Below are 19,898 nucleotides of genomic sequence, written 5' to 3'. Positions count from 1 at the left end.
TGTTTCAATTATTACGTTGTTGCTAACAAGAAATCAGTGATCTCGATTTGAGTTAATTTCCCCTCGGTTAAGGTTTTATTTATCAAATTGATCAATTTTGCGCTTAATTGATCTTTACCATTCGCCCCTTTTAAATCCTCAGGTTTCGTATCTGCAAGTGTTTTGAGGATAATCGGTTTGATTTTGATATCTTTGATCTTGTCGAACTCTTCCTTAGACTTCTTGGTATCCAATTGAAACGCAAAATTCATCAATACGATATAATCGGGATCCGCGAGGTTTGTCTTAATTCCTGTGATTTCTGAAGTTACTTCTACCATTTGATCCGCTGTCAGATGTCTCATTTCAACAGAATTCACAGCAGCCGCGGTATCATCCTTAGGAAACAGAGTTGGAAACAACACAGCGACGGTTATAAAGATCAAAGTGATAGCTAATAGAATTGTAATCATCCAAGGTAACATCTTTTTCATGGGGTTTCCTCCGTTTGTTGTACTTTAATAGTTGCATTATTCAGGCCAATCTCTTGACTATATTGTTTCACAAGGGAGATTACCTCGGCAGCCTTCTCAAGTACAATTAATCTTTTTCCTGTGACTAAAGTAATGTAGGTATCAGGCGTTTCTTCTACCATTTCAATTAGAAGAGCGTTTAACCACATTTGCGAACCATTTATTCTTGTTACAGAGATCATTATTAGCCTCCTATGAAAATTTGGGAGAGGAGATTATCCCTCCCCTCCCGCTAAATCATTAACGTTTCAGATTAACCACTTCTTGGAGGATTTCATCAGATGTTGTAATAATTCGAGAATTGGCTTGGAATCCGCGTTGGGCAACAATCATCTCAGTAAACTCACCTGTGAGATCTACGTTAGACATTTCTAATTGTCCGGCAACGATAGCTCCAGTACCTGACTCAGCGTCATTTGCAGTACCTGGTACAAGTCCAGCATCACCAATCGCATTTAACGTCACACGGTATAAGTTGCCACCAATCTTCTCAAGGCCTTCAGGATTAACAACCTTGGCTACGCCAAGCTTCGTTTCACTGTCTGTTTGTCCATCAGATAATTTCTTAACAATAGAACCGTCTTGTGCAATGGAGAAGGATGTTACTTCTTCATCAATTGTTATATTTCCGCCCCCTGAATCTAATACAAAAAGTCCATCTGAAGTTACTAGATTACGAGCTGCGTCCAGATGAAAGTCACCCGCACGTGTCAGAAAAGGAGGCTCCTGGCCCGCCTCCATTGCTACTAAAAAGAAACCATCTCCGTCAATCCGTAAATCGGTTGGATTGTTCGTTGTCATGGCACTACCAGCCAAATGCAATGTGTCAATAGATCCAATCGATACACCTAAACCAATCTGCTTAGCATTCACACCACCCTGAGTATCATCCGTAGGAGGTGTGACACCAGAAACGGTTTGGCTCATAACATCTTTGAACATCACTCGACCAGACTTAAATCCAATCGTATTCACATTGGCAATATTGTTACCAATAACATCTAACTTTGTTTGAAAGCCTTTCATACCCGAAACCCCTGAATACATAGATCTTAACATGCTATTATTCCTCCTTATTAAGTACATGAACTGTATCAATCGATCAACAGTCCTCTGGCTTCCGGTTCGGGCCAGCCAGTTATGAAATAATGACAGCACTATCAATTTTAGTGAAGACGTTATCCTTCATCGATCCGCCGTCCATCGCCGTGACAACCGTACGATTCGGTATATTTACAATCAATGCCATGTCATTCAATAATATAAGTGATTCTTTACTACCTTTTGCTGCTGCCTGATCAACAGCATCTGATATTCGTGCCAACTGTTCTCCAGGAATTTCAATTCCTCGTTGCTCTAAGCGTTTTGTAGCATGATTGCTGAACTTGAGCATATTTTTCTGTAACAGTTGATCAAAGGAGGTCTTACCCAATTCAACCTGTGATTTACGGACGTTACTTCTGTTTGAAGTAGAAGCGAGATTTATTTGGGTAGGATATAACTGCCCAATCGTCATCCGTTCAGTCATGGGGTTACCCCACTTTCTTCTGCATCAGGTTCTACTTCAGGTTTCGTATCGGGCTGTACGCTAGGATCCTTGATCACTTCTTTGGGATTCGCTATTTCGAGTATTAGATTAACTGGAATAGCTTCTTTTCCTACCGTTGCATACTGTACGCCATCACGTACAACAATTGAACTCACAGTACCTGTTTTCACTTCCGAGGTAGTTCCAGACGTTTCTTTACTGACCCAACTGATGTCCTTGCCAATAAGTCCAGATACACTACCAAGTGATTGGTTCAATGTCGTTAATTGACCAGAGATATTCATCAATTGCTCAACGGATGTAAACTGAGCCATCTGTGCAATGAATTCCTTATCTTCTAGCGGTTGCATCGGATCTTGATTCTTTAGCTGCGCCATCATAATCTTTAGGAACTGATCCTTACCCATCGTTGATGCATCCTTTTTACTTGCTGTCTGGACGTTACTTGTAGAATAATTAGGCCAAATATTTTTTGTTGAAATGTTATCTGAAGCCACATGCTCACCTCCTATCCTTAAGCCTTCGCTGTAAATGAATTACCTTTATCTGATTCAACTTGATCTAATAATCTTTGATTCCATTCTTCCGTCAGTTCAGCTACCACTAATGAATCATCAGATTGGCCTTCACGTTCTTTGGATCGACGATTAGATTGTTGTTGACCTGCACTAGGTTGACGACCATCTTGGTACATATGTGATTGAAGTGATTGATTCTGCGTCACTTCCAACTTCTCGACTTGCAGTCCTTGAGACTGTAGTGCGAATCGAAGTTGAGACATTTGCTGTTCAAGCAATTCTTTTGCACCAGCATGCTCCGTCATAAACGTAGCTACCAATTGTCCATTCAACATCGTAATCTTAATATCTACTTGTCCCAAATGTTCTGGATAAAGAGATATTCTTGCTTCACTCATCCCATTTTGCTTCACAATGTCCAGCTTATTAACTACAAAACTAGTCATTTCTTTGGCAAATTGTTCAACAGGAATAGCCGCTGCAGCTGCTTTCAAAGGATTCTTTATACCTTCTCTCATAACGAGTTCACCAGCTGTAAACGTTCCTTCACTTGAGCTTAGAGCATCAACTTCCTGAACTGTCGATTCTTCATCCACAAGAGTACCCATTAGTTGGTTACTTTCAGTAAATAAAGTCCCTTGTAGCGTCTTAACGGATGGATCAGCTTGCACAGCTGTAGACGTCAGAGCTACATTCAGATTACTCAAGACAGCCGCTCTACTCGAAACAGATGTCCCCTGACTATCGCCTAATCGACTCCCATTAACATTTTGGTATGAAGAAGCTTGTCCAGTCGTTGTATTACCTTGAACAGTACCCAAGGACTTCTGTGGATCGACAACTCCTGCTTCTTGCAATACACTCTGAAATGCAGCTAATAATTGTACCGCTTGACTAGAAGTATTCGTAGTAACCTCTTTATTCTGCAGTAAAGCTACTAATTGACTTACCCCATCTTGCAATGCAAATCTTATCGTTGCAGGATCTTCTGCTAGAGCGGGTATAGTAGAGGAATCTTCTACATCAACATTCTGGGAACCCATTTCATTAGTGCTTAACAATGTATTTACTTGTTGTATCCAACCTTGAAGAATCGCCATAAGTGCTGGGTCTTCCGTTATGACTTCATCAAGTTTAGACATTTCTTCATTAAGCCCTTGCAGTAGTTGGACGAGCGGATCCGCTTCTGTTAATGCATTCTCTGGTAGAGAAGTATTCTGAAGCAATCCTTCCAACAACGTAGCTGCATCAGAAAGAGAAATCAGTGGTTTTGTAGTCTCTCCTCCTCCCAATAGTTGAGAGAACGATTGATCTAGCATGGGAACAGAGCCATCACTAGCGTTAACGGAAGCTTCAGCCGAAACTTTCCCACTTGCCGTTGTGCCCGTACTCACATTGGAGGTGCTACTCGCCATATTTTGAAAAATGAGCGTCATTGTATTTTTCACCTCCTTTCACATCATACAAAGTTAATGCTTCTACCTACTTACTCATAAGTTTATTAAGTATTTTGGCTGTCGTCACTGAATCTATAGAAGACATTTTGCCAAGTATAAATGAACGTGTCTTATCGTCCACAGAATTTAATATGGTTAACGTCTTCTCTGGACTAATTTTGTATGTCTGAAAGAGTAGGTCTGCAGCACTCTGTGGCGTCATGGTAGCAAAGGTCTGACTCAACTGACTCTTATTTAGCTTATCTGAAGTTTCTTTTGTTACTGTATCATTCTTCTTCACTCGCGATTGAAGTGCAGCAATTTGTAAATCTTGAGCTGGTTTAGCATCCTTCATCAACATTGTCACTTCTGCTGCAACTTTCGGATCCATTTTCTCAAAGATAGCGATTCTTTTATCACTCTTCATGGAATCGAACATGAGCACCATCTCTTCCAATGTCAAGTTTTGTATGATGGGTGCTGCTTTACTTGGACTCAAGTTTCCGTACATCTTAGCTAGTTCATCAATTTGCTTTTGATAGTTATCAACCGTTTGTTCTGGATTTTCAGCCAGAATGGTTTCATTTTGCAACGTTTCTATCTGATTCTGCAAATCTTTTAACTGCGTATCTTGTTGAGTTTTACCTTCAGTTACTTGCTTCAACTCAGTTTCCTGTACAGTCAATTTGTCTTTTAGCTCTTCAATCGTAGCTTCTGCACTTTTCACCGCTTCTTTACTCTCTTGTAGCTTCGTTTTTTCCGGATCTAGATTTGGAGCAGGTACCCAATTCTGTACAATCGGAATTTTATTAGCAAATTCAAGAACTGCATTTCGCATATTCATATTAAATAGAATTAATAATACGCCTATGAGAATAATTGTGAAAATTATAGGGATCATTAACACTAGGAATCGCTCAAAGCCCCCTGCAGATTCCTTCTCAACTTCTTCAAAATCATTATAATTACGAGCCACTGTTATTCCTCCCTAAGGGGCAAGACATTTGGTACACCTTCCATATGGTGACTCTAACGAACATTCATAGCAAATCGTACCGTTGCTATTTCATCAAGTTCGTTTTGTTCCCGAAGGTTACATTCAAATTGAAACTTGTCTTTTGCTTTCTCACGCGACTTCACCCATACTTTTTCATCCACCATTTTATCAGTCAAATGACTCTGACTCTTACGAACGACCACGTTTGCTTTACGAACATCTAGGAGTTTATTGATAATACACTGGTCTAGATGCTCTATGTAAGTCTGAATCTCCCGGATTTTAGCAACTGAAGCTGCATTCTCGACCTCTAATTGAAGTTGGTCCGTCATATTCATTCTAATATTCTCATATTCATGTAATGACTTTTCTTCTTCTTGAAGTTTAACGATGGCATTAGATAACAACCATTCTGCTTGGGCCTTCTCATTCCCCTTCAGATTCACAATATTCTGAAATGCATAATGAAATCTCACGCTTTAGTAGTCATCTCCTCGAAAATTCAGAAATCAAACGTTCCTTTACTTCTTCCAACGTTACTTTCTCATCTACCTTTTGCCTGCTGAAATCCCATATCTGTTGAATAAAATCAATAGATTCATCGATACTATCGTTAGATCCTCGTTGATACGCACCAATGTTAATTAAATCCTCAGAATCCGTATATACTGCAAGCAATCGTTTTAAATTCTCCGCAGCCCCAGTATGTTCGTCCGTCGAGATATCCTTCATAACACGACTGATGCTTGCTAGAATATCAATGGCTGGAAAATGTCCCTTGTTCGCAATATTTCTATTCAACACGATATGACCATCAAGAATACCACGAACGGCATCTGCGATAGGTTCATTCATGTCATCTCCATCCACCAAAACGGTATAGAAAGCGGTTATAGAACCCGTAGGCCCTGTCCCTGCTCTCTCTAGCAGCTTCGGTAGATTAGCGAATACCGATGGTGTATACCCTCTCATCGCTGGTGGCTCACCAATCGCTAGACCCACTTCACGTTGTGCCATCGCATAGCGAGTGACAGAATCCATCATTAACATGACATTCATGCCACGATCCCGGAAGTATTCTGCAATCGTTGTTGCTATGAGAGCACCCTTGATACGAATTAATGCAGGTTGATCAGATGTCGCTACAATGACTACAGAGCGCTTCAATCCTTCAGGTCCTAGATCTCGTTCAATGAAATCTAATACTTCACGACCACGTTCCCCTATCAGAGCAATAACATTAACATCAGCGGAAGTATTACGGGCAATCATCCCCATGAGCGTACTTTTACCCACGCCCGAACCTGCAAAAATACCAACCCTTTGCCCTTTACCAATGGATAGCAATCCGTCTATCGCTCGCACACCAATACTTATAGGTTCAAGTACTCTTGGACGATTCAGTGGATTTGCAGGAGGTCTAAACGTTGAACTATATGCCATTCTTGTTGGTATCAGCGATCCATCCAAGGGTTGACCTAATCCATCCAAAACCTTTCCTAGCAATTCCGATCCTACCTGCACACTTAAAGGTTTTCCAGTTCCAACCACGTCACAGCCAGGTCCAATGGACTGAAGGTCTCCTAAAGGCATTAGAAGCACTTTATTATCACGAAAACCTACGACTTCAGCTTGTAGAGGCTTTGAGCTTTTACTAGGATAGATGTAGCAGACTTCACCAATATTAGCATCCGGACCTTCAGACTCAACCATTAATCCAATGACCTGTGTCACTTTGCCATTGACTCTCACAGGGTCCAATTGATCAAGATGATCCTTGTACTGCTGACTATCAAGCACCTTCATCCTGATTTCTCCGATCCTCATTATCTAGTGCAATACGAATCAACTCTTTCTTGATCTCAGCGAGTTGCGTATCGATTCGAGCGTCTACACTCCCAAATGATGAGCGGATAACACAACCATGATCCTTTACAGTGGCATCAGGCAGTATTTTGAGTTCAGCCTGGGAATCAATCGCAAGACTTAGCTCTTCCCTAGCCGCTTGTATAAAAGCAAACTGTGTCGGAGCTACACATAGAATGATCATCCCTTGTTCTCTTTTTCGAGATAGATTCTTTCTAATCAAATCAATCATATACTCACTCTCGATGGTCAATTGTTTGTCTATGACTTTTTCAGCTATCGCAGTACTTAGCTCTACTAAGAATGGCTCAGCTTCCTGAATAATTTGATCTTTCGCATGATATGCCTCATCCAACACCCTTTGAGCCTCGGCCATCATTTCTTCTACTCTAATTTGAAGTTCTTCTTCAGCCTTGATGCGACCCTCGTTATAACCTTGTTCATACCCTTCTGACCTCAGTGCATCAACTAAATGTTCATCTTGTTCTCGACGCTCTTTCCACCAAAGATCGATGTTTTCAGTTGCATCTGACAACATTTGTTCAGCTTCTCTTGATGATTCACGAACTTGGCGCTCCGCAAATTCCTGAGCATCCTGTAACATTTCTGCCTTTAATCTTTCTGTTTCTTCATCGACTTTAATTACAATCTCTTGAATTTCAGGCGTTACTTCCTCTAATGAAGGTTCTTCTTCTAAGAAGTTGTACTGTTTGGCTAAATCCAATTCCTTCAGCGCTTCCACAGACACATACTGGGAATGCTTAATCAAATTAGACAATGATGTCATCCCCTCCACCGCGTGCAATTATGATCTCACCGGCTTCTTCCAATCTGCGAATGGTTCCTACGATACGCGTTTGTGCTTCTTCAACATCACGCAATCGTACAGGACCCATGTATTCCATTTCTTCTTTGAATGTTTCCGCCATACGTTTGGATACATTTCGGAAAATAACGTCTCGCACTTCTTCACTAGCCACTTTAAGTGCAAGTTGAAGATCTGCGTTCTCAATATCTCTAATGATACGTTGAATGGATCTATTATCCACATTGACGATATCCTCGAATACAAACATACGTTTCTTGATATCCTCTGCCAATTCCGGATCCTGAATTTCTAGTGAATCGAGAATGGTCCGTTCGGTACCACGGTCAACCCCATTCAATATTTGAACGATAGACTCAATACCACCAGCATTCGTATAATCCTGTGTAACCGTTGAAGAGAGCTTCTGTTCCAATACTCTCTCTACTTGATAAAGGACTTCAGGTGAAGTACTGTCCATAACCGCAATCCTTCGAGCTACATCTGCTTGCTTCTCCTGTGGTAAGGAAGACAGGATTGCTGCTGATTGTTCGAATTGTAAATAGGAAAGTACCAAAGCTATCGTCTGAGAATTTTCATTTTGGATAAAGTTCAAGATCTGGTTTGGATCAGCTTTACGTGCAAAATCGAACGGGCGAACCTGTAGAGTAGCTGTTAATCGGTTAATAATTTCAAGTGCTTTATTCTCTCCAAGTGCCTTCTCCAATATATCCTTGGCATAGTTAATGCCACCCTGTGAAATATATTCTTGTGCAAGACAGATCTGATGAAATTCAGCCATAATGGTATCTTTTTCAATGCTATCCACTTTATGAACATTGGCAATTTCGAGCGTAAGTTGTTCGATCTCTTCATCACGTAAATGTTTGAATATTTGTGCAGAAACTTCAGGTCCCAAGGTGATGAGTAGAATCGCCGCTTTCTGACGACCACTCAACCCTCCAGAACTAGTTGACCTTGCCAATACACTCACCTCTATTCGTCCGCCAGCCATGTACGTAGCAAGTTGACGAATTCGTCTGGTTTCTTCTTCGCCAGAGTTTCGAGCTGTTTACGCACTTGACTTTCATTAGTCATACTTTCCAAGCTAATCGAAGGGAATTCTGTTGGAACTTGAAAAGGAATATCCTCTTCGAACTCTTCTTTTTGTTTGCGACGTCGGTACAATAGAAAGCCACCTAGTCCCAATAAAGCTAATGCAGCTAAACCTATCCCCCATAAAACACCTTTGGAAAGTTTCAAACCAGTTGATTGAACTTCAGTATCACCAAAATTTTGAGAATAGACTGAAACTTTTTTGGTTAAATCAGCGTCTGTATATGTAATACCAGAATCTGCAACAGATGCTCTTACGATATTTCTTAAAATGTTCTCTATCGCATCTTTTGTTGCTGGGTCTAAACTTTCTTGCCCTGTAGGTGGTTCAACCGCAACATTAATGGTTAAATCTTTTACAGAATAAGGACTAGATATAATATCTCTTGTAATACGGTTAACATCATAGTTCACAGTTTCAGATAATTCCTCAGAAGTCGTGTCGCCTGAAGTCGTAGTACTCGGATAACCCGGAACTTCTTCTTCACCCGTTCCAGCCACACCACTTTCTGGACTTCCTGCACCAGAATAATTCTTAGATATCTTTTGAACGCTGATTTCTATACCCTTCATATCCTCTTCATTTACAGGGGTGACCAGTTTTTCATTACTTTGGATTTTGTCGAAGTTTAGCTTTGATGCTACAAGCACTTCCACTTTGTTTTCACCCATAAATTTAGATAAGAATTGTTTAACATTTTGACGAACATCATTCTCAAATCTTTTTTGCAGTGCGAAGTTAGCCTCAATGGCTGTCTCCATGACACCTTGACCACCCTTTGCCGTAGATGCAAGTTCAACTTCGTCATTCGAAATTGTTATGTTCTCTATCGGTAAATTCGGAATAGCATTCTTCATAAGATTGTAATAACCATCAATTGCTTCTTGATTCGGACGATATCCCGCTTTAAACTTCAATACCGCGGATGCAGAAGCTTTATCCAGGCCATCTCCACTGGCAAAGACACTTTCCTCCGGCAGATTGATAAGCACTTTAGCACCTTGAATACCTTTCATACCCTTCAAGAGCTGTTCCACTTCTCCATTTAATGCATTATTGTACTTAACATTAAATTCACTGTCCGTCATACCTATCGCAGATGAACTCTGTTCAAAGATCTTGTATCCGATTGAGCCGTTCTCAATAATATCCTGGGATCCAACATCTACCTTTACACGAGCCGCCTCTGTACTTGGTACAGAAATACTTTTACCATCAGCACTCAACTTATATGGAACGTTGCTTCCATCCAGAAAGGTCATAATCCCTGCTGCATCATTTGAGCCCAAATCTGTAAATGCGACTTCATATTCTGTCTTTGAGAACATCATTGTCACAATAATAAATGCAAGAATGATTAACGATACTGTAGAAATAAATATTATTTTTTGAGTTTTGCCAAATTTATTCCAATATTGGATTATCTTGTCCTTATATTGGGAAATTCTTTCATTCACAATGTCACCCCACCCGAAGCTTAGCTAGAAACAACTATATTTGTGTTCTCATAATCTCTTGATATGCCTCAATCACTTTGTTTCGAACTTGTGTTGTAAGCTGTAAGCTTAACAAAGCCTGTTCGGAAGCAATCATAACCTGATCTACATTCACTTGTCCGAGTAACAATTTGTCACTCATCATATTTGAATTTTTTTCTTGGTCAGCCACTTGTTGAATTGCGTTTTCCAAAAAGGATCCAAAATTACTAAGCGATTCTGCAGGTGTAGTCGTAACTTGCTCTTTATTAGCTTGTAGCTGAAGTGGCTTCAATGCCTGGGTGCTGAACATCGTATTCTGGATCAAAATTCATTTCCCTCCTCTTTCTCTAATTTTCTAAGCACTACATGTTATTTCCCGATTTCTAAAGCTTTCATTATCATAGATTTAGATGCGTTAAGAGCTGTTACGTTAGCTTCATAAGCACGTGATGCAGCAATCATATCAACCATTTCTTTTGCAATTTCAACATTCGGCATGGATACATATCCTTCTGAGTTAGCATCTGGATGTGTTGGATTATAGACTAACTTTAAAGGAGAGCTATCTTCTTTAATCGCCTTCACTCTAACACCTGTACCGCTACCTTTTGATGCTTCACTACCCATTTGCGATTGTAGCATACTAGAAAATTTCGACTCATTTGGTGTGAACACAACCATTTTCCGTCGATAAGGAACCACTTCCCCATTAACTACACTGGCTCTTGTTGTTTCTGCATTCGCAATATTAGAAGAGATAATATCCATCCGAAGTCTTTGTGCTGTTAAGGCAGATGCACTAATACCGAAACTATTACTAATCGTCATTTAGGTCTATCTCCCTTCCACAGCTGTACGCATCATTCTAATCTTCTCATTCATCAGTGAAATATATGAATTATAACGGAGTTGATTATCTGCTAATAATGACATTTCCTGATCAATATCCACATTGTTTAAATTATTGTTCATAGTTGTCGAATCATCCTGAGAAATGACAGGTGTAGGAACTGATGAGATGGGCCCAATAGAAAAATGTCGTGAGTCAGTCCTAATCCCTTTGAGAACAGGCATGTCTCCGCTCATTTCTTGTTGCAGCAAGCTTTCAAAAGATACTTCAGAACGTTTAAAATAAGGTGTTTCATAATTGGCTATATTGTTTGAAATAACTTGCTGTCTTGTATTCGCTGCATTCAAGGCTCCTTGCAACTTTTGAAAAGTTGCGCCATTCAACAATTCCAACCCCAATCCCCTCTTTCCTTGACTTCCAAGTATATACATTTCATTTACAACTTTTTTTAAATACATCTACAACTTTAAAATAATTCTACAGCGATGCTTAAAACCCTCTTTTTTTTCGACAAAAATAAAAATAACCGTGAAAAAACTCGTACTTTAGTGAAAAATGAGGTTTTGTTGTATAGCTTAAGTTTCTTAGAGATTAGGGTTTATTACAATAAGAAAAAAGCCCTATTTTTTTTAGAAATAGGGCTTCTTTTTCTTAACACTTACTATATTTTTTTCATTTAGTTTCTAAATAGGACAGTGTAAGGGTCTAGGGGTATGACAAACGATGTTTTTCGAGTAAGCCGTGTCGAAATTTGTAATAATTCCTTATATTCAACATGCACAATAGCGAAAACCAGCTACTTATTACCCATTTTCGCTAAAGATAACATTATAGCTTATTTGCGATTATAGAATATATTGACTCAAATCTCGATCTTGAGCGATATCCCCAAGTTTTTCGCGTACATATTCAGCGGTGATCGTCAAGCTTTCTAGTGTTAGTTCAGGAGCTTCAAATGATAAATCCTCCAGTAACTTCTCTAGAATCGTATGCAGTCTTCTCGCACCGATGTTCTCTGTGTTCTGGTTCACTGATGCTGCCATCTCTGCAATAACACGAATCGCAGCTGAATCAAATTGGAGATCAATATCTTCCGTCTTAAGCAAATTCACATACTGTTTCGTCAGCGCATTTTCTGGCTCAGTTAAAATAGATATAAAGTCTTCTAACGATAAGCTATTCAACTCCACACGAATCGGAAAGCGTCCTTGCAGTTCAGGAATCAGATCTGAAGGCTTAGCGATATGAAAGGCTCCCGCTGCAATAAAGAGTACGAAATCAGTCTTTACAGGACCGTATTTCGTCATAATGGTTGATCCCTCAACAATCGGAAGGATATCACGCTGAACTCCTTCACGCGACACATCAGGTCCAGAACCTTTCCCAGGGCTAGCAACTTTATCTATCTCGTCAATGAATATGATCCCCGATTGCTCTGCACGTCGAACGGATTCCGTTATCACTTCATCCATGTCTATAAGCTTGGTTGCTTCTTCTTGGATGAGAACTTCACGTGCTTCTTTGATAGGAAGCTTCCGCTTCTTCGTTTTGCGCGGCATGAGATTCCCCAACATTTCTTGCATATTCATGCCCATTTGTTCATTTCCTTGACCAGCAAATAGATCCATCATCGATGAACTACTATCCTCAACATCTATTTCAATGACATCATTCTCAAGATTACCTGACAGTAAGTTGAACTTCACTTTCCTTCTACGTTCAACCACACTACTATCCTCTTTCTCCTCCGGCGGACTCTGTTGACTATTGTTGTTACTCCCGCCAAAGAGCATATCGAAAGGATTACGTTGGCTTTTAGAGCTTGAACTTGAAGGAACAATGATTTCAATAATACGGTCATTAGCCAACTCGATCGCTTGCTCATGGACTTTCTCGGTGCGTTCTGATTTCACCATACGAATCGATGTTTCAACTAAATCCCGCACCATCGACTCCACGTCACGCCCAACGTATCCAACCTCTGTAAACTTCGTTGCTTCTACCTTAACAAAAGGAGCGTTCACCAGTTTAGCAAGTCTCCTTGCGATTTCTGTCTTACCGACACCGGTAGGACCGATCATAAGGATGTTCTTAGGGACAATTTCGTCTCGTAAATGGTCTGGAAGTTTATTGCGTCTATAACGGTTGCGAAGTGCTACCGCCACAGATTTCTTAGCTTGCTTTTGTCCAACAATATATTTATCCAGCTCGGCTACAATCTGTCGAGGCGTCAAAGATTGATTAATCATCATGGTTTCCTCCACCCTCTTGGGTATTCTCAATCACAATCTTACAATTCTTCCACCACAATATTTCCATTCGTGTATACACATATCTCAGAAGCGATTTGAAGCGCTTCTCTAGCTATCTCTTTAGCCTCAAGCTCCGGAGCATGCCTTTTGAGAGCTCTACCAGCTGCTAAAGCAAAATTACCGCCTGAACCAATCGCAATCACATCATCATCAGGCTCAATAATTTCTCCGCCACCAGATATTAGTAACATGCCATCTTTGTTCATGACAATCATAAGAGCTTCCAATTTGCGAAGAATACGATCTTGACGCCAATCTTTTGCCAATTCCACAGCTGCTCGTTGCAGATTTCCATGATGTTCTTCAAGCTTACCCTCAAACTTCTCAAACAATGTAATCGCGTCAGCCACCGACCCCGCAAATCCAGCAATGACCTGTCCACGGTAAAGACGACGAACCTTTTTGGCTGTCGTCTTCATAATGACGCTCTCACCAAAGGTAACTTGACCATCTCCAGCTATGGCTGAATTGCCATCATGTCGAACTGCACAGATCGTTGTAGCATGAAATGTTAGATCCATTTCTATGGCCTCCTAAACTTTTAATTGAACCATTGAATTCACAAACTTTATTCTGTAGCGTTCGCTAGTCCATTCTGTTCCTTGAAGGATTCGATACTCTCTAGAGCTCTTGCTGCTAGCGCTGCATTCTTATCTTGCTTGCTGCGCATTCGCTTCTCTAGGCTAGGCAATAATCCGAAATTTGCATTCATCGGTTGGAAATGGTCTGGATCCGCATTCGTAATATAATGTGCCATACTTCCTAGTGTAGTTAGCTCTGGAAATACTAAGCATTCCTCACCCAATGCCATTCTAGCAGCGTTAATGCCTGCTATAAGACCAGAAGCTGCCGATTCGACATAACCTTCCACTCCTGTCATCTGACCCGCAAAGAAGAGCTTCTCATTGCTTTTCAGTTGATATGTAGGATGAAGGAGTCTTGGTGAATTAATAAATGTATTGCGGTGCATCACACCGTAGCGAACAATTTCAGCATTCTCAAGTCCAGGAATCATGCCAAACACACGCTTCTGTTCGCCCCATTTAAGGTGAGTCTGAAATCCAACCAGATTGTAAAGTGTACCCGCTGCATTATCCTGGCGTAACTGAACAACCGCAAACGGAAGCTCACCTGTATGTGGATTTACCAAGCCCACGGGTTTCATTGGGCCAAACAGAGCCGTCTGCTTACCACGTTTCATCATGACTTCTATCGGCATACAACCTTCGAAGTAGATTTCTTTCTCAAATTCTTTAAGTTCCGCAACCTCTGCAGCAATCAGAGCATCATAAAATGCATTAAATTCCTCTTCATTCATAGGACAGTTTAAGTATGCAGCTTCACCTTTATCATAACGTGAAGCTAAATATACTTTATCCATATCAATAGAGTCTTTTTCTACAATTGGTGCTGCAGCATCATAGAAGTAGAAATACTCTTCACCCATTAATTCACGGATCTGAGCAGATAACGCTGGGGAAGTCAGAGGACCTGTCGCCATAACAACAATCTCTGATTCAGGTATATGTGTAAATTCTTCATTAATGACTTCTATTAAAGGATGATTATGAAGTGTATTCGTTATTTCTCCTGAGAAACCATCACGATCAACCGCAAGAGCACCACCAGCAGGCACTGCATTTCTGTCAGCTGCCCCAAGCACTAGAGAATTCAACATTCTCATTTCTTCTTTCAACACGCCTACTGCGTTAGCTAAACCGTTGGCACGTAAGGAGTTACTACATACTAATTCAGCGAATTTATCGGTATGGTGCGCCGGTGTCTTAACCACTGGTCGCATTTCATATAATCTTACCGGAACGCCACGGCTAGCAATCTGCCAAGCCGCCTCACTACCTGCAAGTCCTGCTCCAATAACCGTTACTCTTTGTATTTCTGTCAACTTCATTACCTCCTGCAATTGTTCATTCTGCATTATCATCGTTGTCTTCAACCATTTCAACATGGTCACACGCTGTACATTGTAATTTATTTCCTTGTTTATTTCGTTTCTCAACCATCATGGACTCACACTTTGGACATGGCTTCAGTGATGGACGATCCCATGACACAAAATCACATTCTGGGTATCGATCACAACCGAAGAAGATCCGCCCTTTCTTGCTACGTCTCTCTACTACATGACCTTCCTTACATGCAGGACAACTAACACCTATATCTTTAATTATAGGTTTCGTGTTCCTACAATCGGGAAATCCAGAGCAAGCTAGAAACTTACCGAATCTACCTAATTTATATACTAGGTGCTTCCCGCATTTTTCACAGATTTCATCGGATACTTCATCTTCAATTTCTATTTCTTTCATTTCTTCCTCAGCTACGGTTAGACGTTTCTCGAAAGATTCATAAAATTGTGCAAGTACTTTTACCCAATCTTCCGAGCCTTCACCCACATGATCTAAGTCTTCTTCCATATGTGCTGTGAATTCAACATCCAGAATTTCCGGGAAAAATTGTTCCATTTGCTCAATAATTAACTCACCCAACTCGGTTGGCATGAACTTTTTCTCTTCCATAGCGATATAACCACGTTTTTGAATAGTCTCAAGTGTCGGTGCATATGTACTTGGACGACCTATACCGAGTTCCTCAAGCGTTTTTACAAGACGCGCTTCCGTATACCGAGGTGGTGGTTGTGTAAAATGTTGTTTGGGCTCTATTTCATTTTTAATCAACGTATTCCCTGCTTCAAGAGCTGGTAAGAACTTATCATCATCCGTAGTCCCGTCGTCATTTCCTTCTACATATACCTTCATGAACCCAGGGAACCTCACCTTGGAACCCACTGCTCGGAATGTCGCTGTACCCACACTAATATCTACAGAAAGCGTATCCAGTATAGCCGATGCCATTTGGCTTGCAACAGCACGTTCCCAGACTAACTTGTAGAGTCGTAGTTGATCACGACTTAAGAATGCCTTAACGCTTTCAGGCTCTCGTAGAACTGATGTTGGACGAACGGCTTCATGCGCTTCTTGCGCATTTGCTGATTTCTTAGAGAATTGACGCGGAGTCACTGGCACAAAAGCTTCTCCAAATTTATTCCCGATAAATTCTTTAATTTCTTCTGCAGCAGAAGCAGCAAGTCGTGTGGAATCTGTACGCATATAAGTAATAAGACCCACGGTACCCTCTTTACCTAATTCAACACCCTCATAGAGTTGCTGAGCCACTGACATCGTCTTAGCTGCACGGAAATTAAGTTTTCTTGCTGCCTCCTGTTGCAATGAGCTCGTCGTAAAAGGAGCAGATGGATGACGCTGACGCTCTTTCTCTTTGACTTCACTTACCGTATAAGAAGCTCCCTCAATCTCTTTCAATACTTCTTGAACATCCTCTTCGCGAGATAACACCTTCTTCTCACCATGAAGACGATGAAACTTCGCTTCGAAATGGGTGTCTCCCTTAGCCAACTGCGCTGTAATACTCCAATACTCCTCAGGTACAAAGTCATCAATCTCATTTTCACGATCCATAATAATCTTAACCGCGACAGATTGAACACGTCCTGCAGACAATCCTTTTTTGACTTTCTTCCATAATAGAGGGCTAATTTTGTACCCTACTAATCGATCCAGAATTCTACGTGCTTGTTGTGCATTCACTAGATCCATATTAATTTTACGTGGTGTTTTAAAAGCATCCTTCACAGCTTGCTTCGTGATCTCATTAAACACTACGCGGCAATTCTGTGTTAGATCAACATCAAGTGCATGTGCCAAATGCCATGCAATAGCTTCACCTTCGCGATCCGGATCGGCTGCGAGATAGACATGTTTCACTTTTTTTCGAGCATCTTTCAATTCTTTCAATATAGAACCTTTTCCGCGAATCGTGATGTATTTAGGGTTGAAATCATTCTCAACCTCTACGCCAATCTGGCTTTTAGGTAAATCCCGTATATGACCCATAGATGCTTTAACAATATATTTACTTCCTAAGTATTTGCCTATCGTCTTCGCCTTAGCAGGCGACTCTACGATGACTAGTGAATCTGCTGCCATGGATTCATCTCCTCTTCAACAATCAACCATCAATCTGTCAAACAACCATATTATATGATCTTATATATAGCACCAGCTAATTGGGTAATTTGCTTTTTTATGATTAAAGATAACAGAACTGAATGCAAATGTCCAAAATCCCAATGGCTTAGTAACAGCAACTGATCCAGTGTAAAAGGTCCCTGCTCGAGTATATGGTATAGTTCAACCTCATCAGTTGTCAAATCTTCAAATGATGTACTAATACTTTTAGCTCCTCCTTCGCTCCCTACTTTAGGCGTTTTTTTACAAATTTCTGAAAGTTGAGATACGTACTCCTCAAGTATATCTTTACCACTCGTTACCATCTTTGCACCTTGCTTAATCAATTCTAGTGCACCCTTGCTCTTAGGAGAAGTTATGGGTCCAGGAACAGCATATACATCTCGACCTGCTTCCATAGCCGCATCCGCTGTTATCAGTGATCCGCTACGGACATCCGCTTCAACAACTAGCGTGCCTACACTTAGTCCAGCTATAATTCGATTACGCTGAGGAAAGAGCCCAGGATGGGATGGGGTACCCAGTGGGTATTCTGTCACGATTAAACCCAATTTGGCAATTTTCTCAAACAAAGAACGATTTTCTGCGGGGTAAATAACATCCATGCCTGTCCCCATAACTGCAATTGTATTCCCACCACACGCAAGAGCTGCTTCATGACATACGCTGTCTATCCCTTTTGCCATTCCACTTACAACGGTTACACCAGCATTGCACAGTTCTTCTGCTAGCACTGAACCTACTTTCCGTCCATATGCTGTCGGAACCCTTGTACCAACCATAGCGACACTAAGTGTATGCAGTAAATCACGTTGACCGAGACAGTATAATACCCATGGCGGCTGATGTATTTCTTTTAACAACTCAGGATAATGATCATCCCAAATCGTAATCACTTCTATTCCTCGTAAGGTAAGCTGTTCCCAACGTTTCTCCATCCGTTCCTTCGACAATTGTCTAACGACAGATTCCGCCCTTTCTCGCGTTAATCCAATAATCTCCCAATCTTGAGGGTTATAATTCAACATTTGATGCGAAAGAGTGCCATGTTTCAATATTCGATCAATACTTTTCCATCCGATCCCATCCAATTCATGTAACGCGACAAGCATCAATCTTTCTTCATTCATACTCATATTTACCTCCTTAAATGGTTCGAGAGACCCGCTCCCGCAATTGAATTAAACAACAATATAGAATAACGCAAAAAAAGCAACCTTCCATTCCTCAAAAGGGAATAAAAGGTTGCTTACCTTGTAGGCTCATTATACATGAACAAATATTACTGTGTCATACATTTGTCTAGCATGCCACGTTCTTCTAGAACACTAACTAAAGTAGATCCCATTTCTGATGGTGTAGGAGCGACCTTGATGCCACACTCTTGAAGCTTGGCAATCTTCTCAGCCGCAGTTCCCTTACCTCCAGATATGATCGCACCTGCGTGTCCCATTCGTTTTCCAGGAGGTGCAGTCACACCACCAATAAATCCAACTACAGGTTTCGTCATGTTCTCACGAATCCACTCTGCAGCTTCTTCTTCCGCCGTTCCGCCGATTTCACCAATCATAATCACTGCATAGGTATTCGGATCTTCGTTAAAAAGATTCAGAATATCAATGAATTCAGATCCTTTTACAGGATCTCCACCGATTCCTACAGCCGACGATTGGCCAATTCCACGAGTCGTTAGTTGATGAACCGCTTCATAAGTCAACGTTCCACTTCTAGACACGACACCAACATGTCCTGCACGATGGATGTAACCAGGCATGATGCCAATTTTACATTCCCCTGGCGTAATAACACCTGGACAGTTAGGTCCGATTAGTACCGTCTTCTTACCTTCCAGATAACGAGAAACATTAATCATATCTAATACAGGTATTCCCTCGGTAATACAAATGACAAGATCAAGTTCCGCATCTATAGCTTCCATGATCGAATCTGCCGCAAAAGCAGGTGGAACATAAATTACGCTTGCTGTTGCTCCTGTGGATCTTTTCGCTTCCACAACGGTATTAAATACCGGTAAGCTAACCGTCTCACCATTCTCCAATGTAATATCTACATTCGTACCACCCTTGCCTGGAGTTACGCCACCCACCATTTGGGTTCCATAATCCAATGCGCCTTTGGTGTGAAATAGACCTGTCGCACCCGTAATACCTTGGGTAATGACTTTTGTATGTTTATCGACTAAAATGCTCACGATTACTTCACATCCCCTATCGATTAAAAGTAAATGTTCAAAAAGTCGGCTATTCAGCACCGAAAAGGTTAGTTCAGACCGAAGAAGGAGTAGCAGAGTGTAGGTAACCTACATGAGCAACGGACTTCGAGGAATGAAATAAGATTTGATGCCGAATATTCTAGAGACGTTACTTCGTG

Annotated in this window: 21 protein-coding genes; all 21 read right to left on the bottom strand. The window is 40.9% G+C overall.

The window, feature by feature from the left end; translation table 11 throughout:
• Positions 1-11 precede the first annotated feature (11 nt).
• Positions 12-473 carry a flagellar basal body-associated FliL family protein gene (locus tag PGLA_RS16160; RefSeq protein WP_068534562.1) on the bottom strand — a complete coding sequence of 154 codons (462 nt, stop codon included), beginning with the start codon at positions 471-473 and terminating at the stop codon, positions 12-14.
• Positions 470-694, bottom strand: coding sequence for a flagellar FlbD family protein (locus PGLA_RS16155; RefSeq protein WP_068534560.1), 225 nt, complete (start codon positions 692-694; stop codon positions 470-472). The genes PGLA_RS16160 and PGLA_RS16155 overlap by 4 nt, the downstream gene beginning before the upstream one ends.
• A 58-nt stretch (positions 695-752) precedes the next feature.
• Complete coding sequence (gene flgG / locus PGLA_RS16150; protein WP_068534557.1) at positions 753-1,571, bottom strand: flagellar basal body rod protein FlgG; 819 nt, start codon at positions 1,569-1,571, stop codon at positions 753-755.
• Between the two features lie 79 nt (positions 1,572-1,650).
• Positions 1,651-2,040, bottom strand: a complete 390-nt coding sequence (locus tag PGLA_RS16145) for a TIGR02530 family flagellar biosynthesis protein (protein ID WP_068534554.1) — start codon at positions 2,038-2,040, stop codon at positions 1,651-1,653.
• A complete protein-coding gene (locus tag PGLA_RS16140; protein ID WP_068534551.1) occupies positions 2,037-2,558 on the bottom strand; it encodes a flagellar hook capping FlgD N-terminal domain-containing protein in 522 nt (173 codons plus the stop codon). Before PGLA_RS16140 ends, PGLA_RS16145 begins: the two co-directional genes overlap by 4 nt.
• Before the next feature lie 17 nt (positions 2,559-2,575).
• Positions 2,576-4,015 (bottom strand): flagellar hook-length control protein FliK, encoded by a 1,440-nt coding sequence (locus PGLA_RS16135; protein WP_068534549.1) that lies wholly within the window; start codon positions 4,013-4,015, stop codon positions 2,576-2,578.
• A gap of 46 nt (positions 4,016-4,061) precedes the next feature.
• A complete protein-coding gene (locus tag PGLA_RS16130; RefSeq protein WP_068534546.1) occupies positions 4,062-4,991 on the bottom strand; it encodes a MotE family protein in 930 nt (309 codons plus the stop codon).
• A 53-nt stretch (positions 4,992-5,044) separates the two neighbouring features.
• The gene (fliJ, locus tag PGLA_RS16125) at positions 5,045-5,488 is read right to left on the bottom strand and encodes a flagellar export protein FliJ (protein ID WP_068534544.1); all 444 of its coding nucleotides are present in this window, start codon (positions 5,486-5,488) and stop codon (positions 5,045-5,047) included.
• Between the two features lie 10 nt (positions 5,489-5,498).
• Complete coding sequence (fliI, locus tag PGLA_RS16120; protein WP_068534543.1) at positions 5,499-6,818, bottom strand: flagellar protein export ATPase FliI; 1,320 nt, start codon at positions 6,816-6,818, stop codon at positions 5,499-5,501.
• A complete protein-coding gene (locus PGLA_RS16115) occupies positions 6,805-7,656 on the bottom strand; it encodes a FliH/SctL family protein (protein WP_068534540.1) in 852 nt (283 codons plus the stop codon). The genes fliI and PGLA_RS16115 overlap by 14 nt, the downstream gene beginning before the upstream one ends.
• Positions 7,649-8,698 carry a flagellar motor switch protein FliG gene (gene fliG / locus PGLA_RS16110; protein WP_145939579.1) on the bottom strand — a complete coding sequence of 350 codons (1,050 nt, stop codon included), beginning with the start codon at positions 8,696-8,698 and terminating at the stop codon, positions 7,649-7,651. Before fliG ends, PGLA_RS16115 begins: the two co-directional genes overlap by 8 nt.
• Positions 8,680-10,257, bottom strand: coding sequence for a flagellar basal-body MS-ring/collar protein FliF (fliF, locus tag PGLA_RS16105; protein WP_068534533.1), 1,578 nt, complete (start codon positions 10,255-10,257; stop codon positions 8,680-8,682). Before fliF ends, fliG begins: the two co-directional genes overlap by 19 nt.
• Positions 10,258-10,291: 34 nt before the next feature.
• Positions 10,292-10,603 carry a flagellar hook-basal body complex protein FliE gene (gene fliE, locus PGLA_RS16100; RefSeq protein WP_068534530.1) on the bottom strand — a complete coding sequence of 104 codons (312 nt, stop codon included), beginning with the start codon at positions 10,601-10,603 and terminating at the stop codon, positions 10,292-10,294.
• A gap of 44 nt (positions 10,604-10,647) precedes the next feature.
• The gene (flgC, locus tag PGLA_RS16095) at positions 10,648-11,106 is read right to left on the bottom strand and encodes a flagellar basal body rod protein FlgC (protein ID WP_068534527.1); all 459 of its coding nucleotides are present in this window, start codon (positions 11,104-11,106) and stop codon (positions 10,648-10,650) included.
• 6 nt (positions 11,107-11,112) lie between these two features.
• Positions 11,113-11,520, bottom strand: a complete 408-nt coding sequence (gene flgB / locus PGLA_RS16090; protein WP_068534522.1) for a flagellar basal body rod protein FlgB — start codon at positions 11,518-11,520, stop codon at positions 11,113-11,115.
• Positions 11,521-11,973: 453 nt separating this feature from the next.
• Positions 11,974-13,377 (bottom strand): ATP-dependent protease ATPase subunit HslU, encoded by a 1,404-nt coding sequence (hslU, locus tag PGLA_RS16085; protein ID WP_068534519.1) that lies wholly within the window; start codon positions 13,375-13,377, stop codon positions 11,974-11,976.
• A 41-nt stretch (positions 13,378-13,418) separates the two neighbouring features.
• On the bottom strand, positions 13,419-13,961 hold the full coding sequence (gene hslV / locus PGLA_RS16080) for an ATP-dependent protease subunit HslV (RefSeq protein ID WP_068534516.1): 543 nt from the start codon (positions 13,959-13,961) through the stop codon (positions 13,419-13,421).
• Positions 13,962-14,008: 47 nt separating this feature from the next.
• Positions 14,009-15,343 carry an FADH(2)-oxidizing methylenetetrahydrofolate--tRNA-(uracil(54)-C(5))-methyltransferase TrmFO gene (trmFO, locus tag PGLA_RS16075; RefSeq protein ID WP_068534513.1) on the bottom strand — a complete coding sequence of 445 codons (1,335 nt, stop codon included), beginning with the start codon at positions 15,341-15,343 and terminating at the stop codon, positions 14,009-14,011.
• A 22-nt stretch (positions 15,344-15,365) separates the two neighbouring features.
• The gene (topA, locus tag PGLA_RS16070) at positions 15,366-17,465 is read right to left on the bottom strand and encodes a type I DNA topoisomerase (protein ID WP_068534510.1); all 2,100 of its coding nucleotides are present in this window, start codon (positions 17,463-17,465) and stop codon (positions 15,366-15,368) included.
• Between the two features lie 50 nt (positions 17,466-17,515).
• A complete protein-coding gene (gene dprA / locus PGLA_RS16065; protein ID WP_068535081.1) occupies positions 17,516-18,637 on the bottom strand; it encodes a DNA-processing protein DprA in 1,122 nt (373 codons plus the stop codon).
• Between the two features lie 152 nt (positions 18,638-18,789).
• Complete coding sequence (gene sucD, locus PGLA_RS16060) at positions 18,790-19,719, bottom strand: succinate--CoA ligase subunit alpha (protein WP_068534507.1); 930 nt, start codon at positions 19,717-19,719, stop codon at positions 18,790-18,792.
• Positions 19,720-19,898: the final 179 nt, after the last annotated feature.

It is taken from the genome of Paenibacillus glacialis, from assembly GCF_001637205.1.
In the GTDB taxonomy this organism is placed as follows: domain Bacteria; phylum Bacillota; class Bacilli; order Paenibacillales; family Paenibacillaceae; genus Paenibacillus_AQ; species Paenibacillus_AQ glacialis.
The sequence above is the reverse complement of the archived record's forward strand: the minus strand, read 5'-3'. Positions and strand labels throughout refer to the sequence as shown.

Coding starts and splice junctions, on each gene's coding strand:
- flgC (WP_068534527.1), bottom strand. CDS start 11,106: ATGACGATTAGTAATAGTTTCGGTATTAGTGCATCTGCCTTAACAGCA.
- fliG (WP_145939579.1), bottom strand. CDS start 8,698: ATGGCTGGCGGACGAATAGAGGTGAGTGTATTGGCAAGGTCAACTAGT.
- PGLA_RS16155 (WP_068534560.1), bottom strand. CDS start 694: ATGATCTCTGTAACAAGAATAAATGGTTCGCAAATGTGGTTAAACGCT.
- fliI (WP_068534543.1), bottom strand. CDS start 6,818: ATGAAGGTGCTTGATAGTCAGCAGTACAAGGATCATCTTGATCAATTG.
- hslU (WP_068534519.1), bottom strand. CDS start 13,377: ATGATTAATCAATCTTTGACGCCTCGACAGATTGTAGCCGAGCTGGAT.
- flgG (WP_068534557.1), bottom strand. CDS start 1,571: ATGTTAAGATCTATGTATTCAGGGGTTTCGGGTATGAAAGGCTTTCAA.
- PGLA_RS16160 (WP_068534562.1), bottom strand. CDS start 473: ATGAAAAAGATGTTACCTTGGATGATTACAATTCTATTAGCTATCACT.
- PGLA_RS16135 (WP_068534549.1), bottom strand. CDS start 4,015: ATGACGCTCATTTTTCAAAATATGGCGAGTAGCACCTCCAATGTGAGT.
- dprA (WP_068535081.1), bottom strand. CDS start 18,637: ATGAATGAAGAAAGATTGATGCTTGTCGCGTTACATGAATTGGATGGG.
- topA (WP_068534510.1), bottom strand. CDS start 17,465: ATGGCAGCAGATTCACTAGTCATCGTAGAGTCGCCTGCTAAGGCGAAG.
- hslV (WP_068534516.1), bottom strand. CDS start 13,961: ATGGATCTAACATTTCATGCTACAACGATCTGTGCAGTTCGACATGAT.
- PGLA_RS16145 (WP_068534554.1), bottom strand. CDS start 2,040: ATGACTGAACGGATGACGATTGGGCAGTTATATCCTACCCAAATAAAT.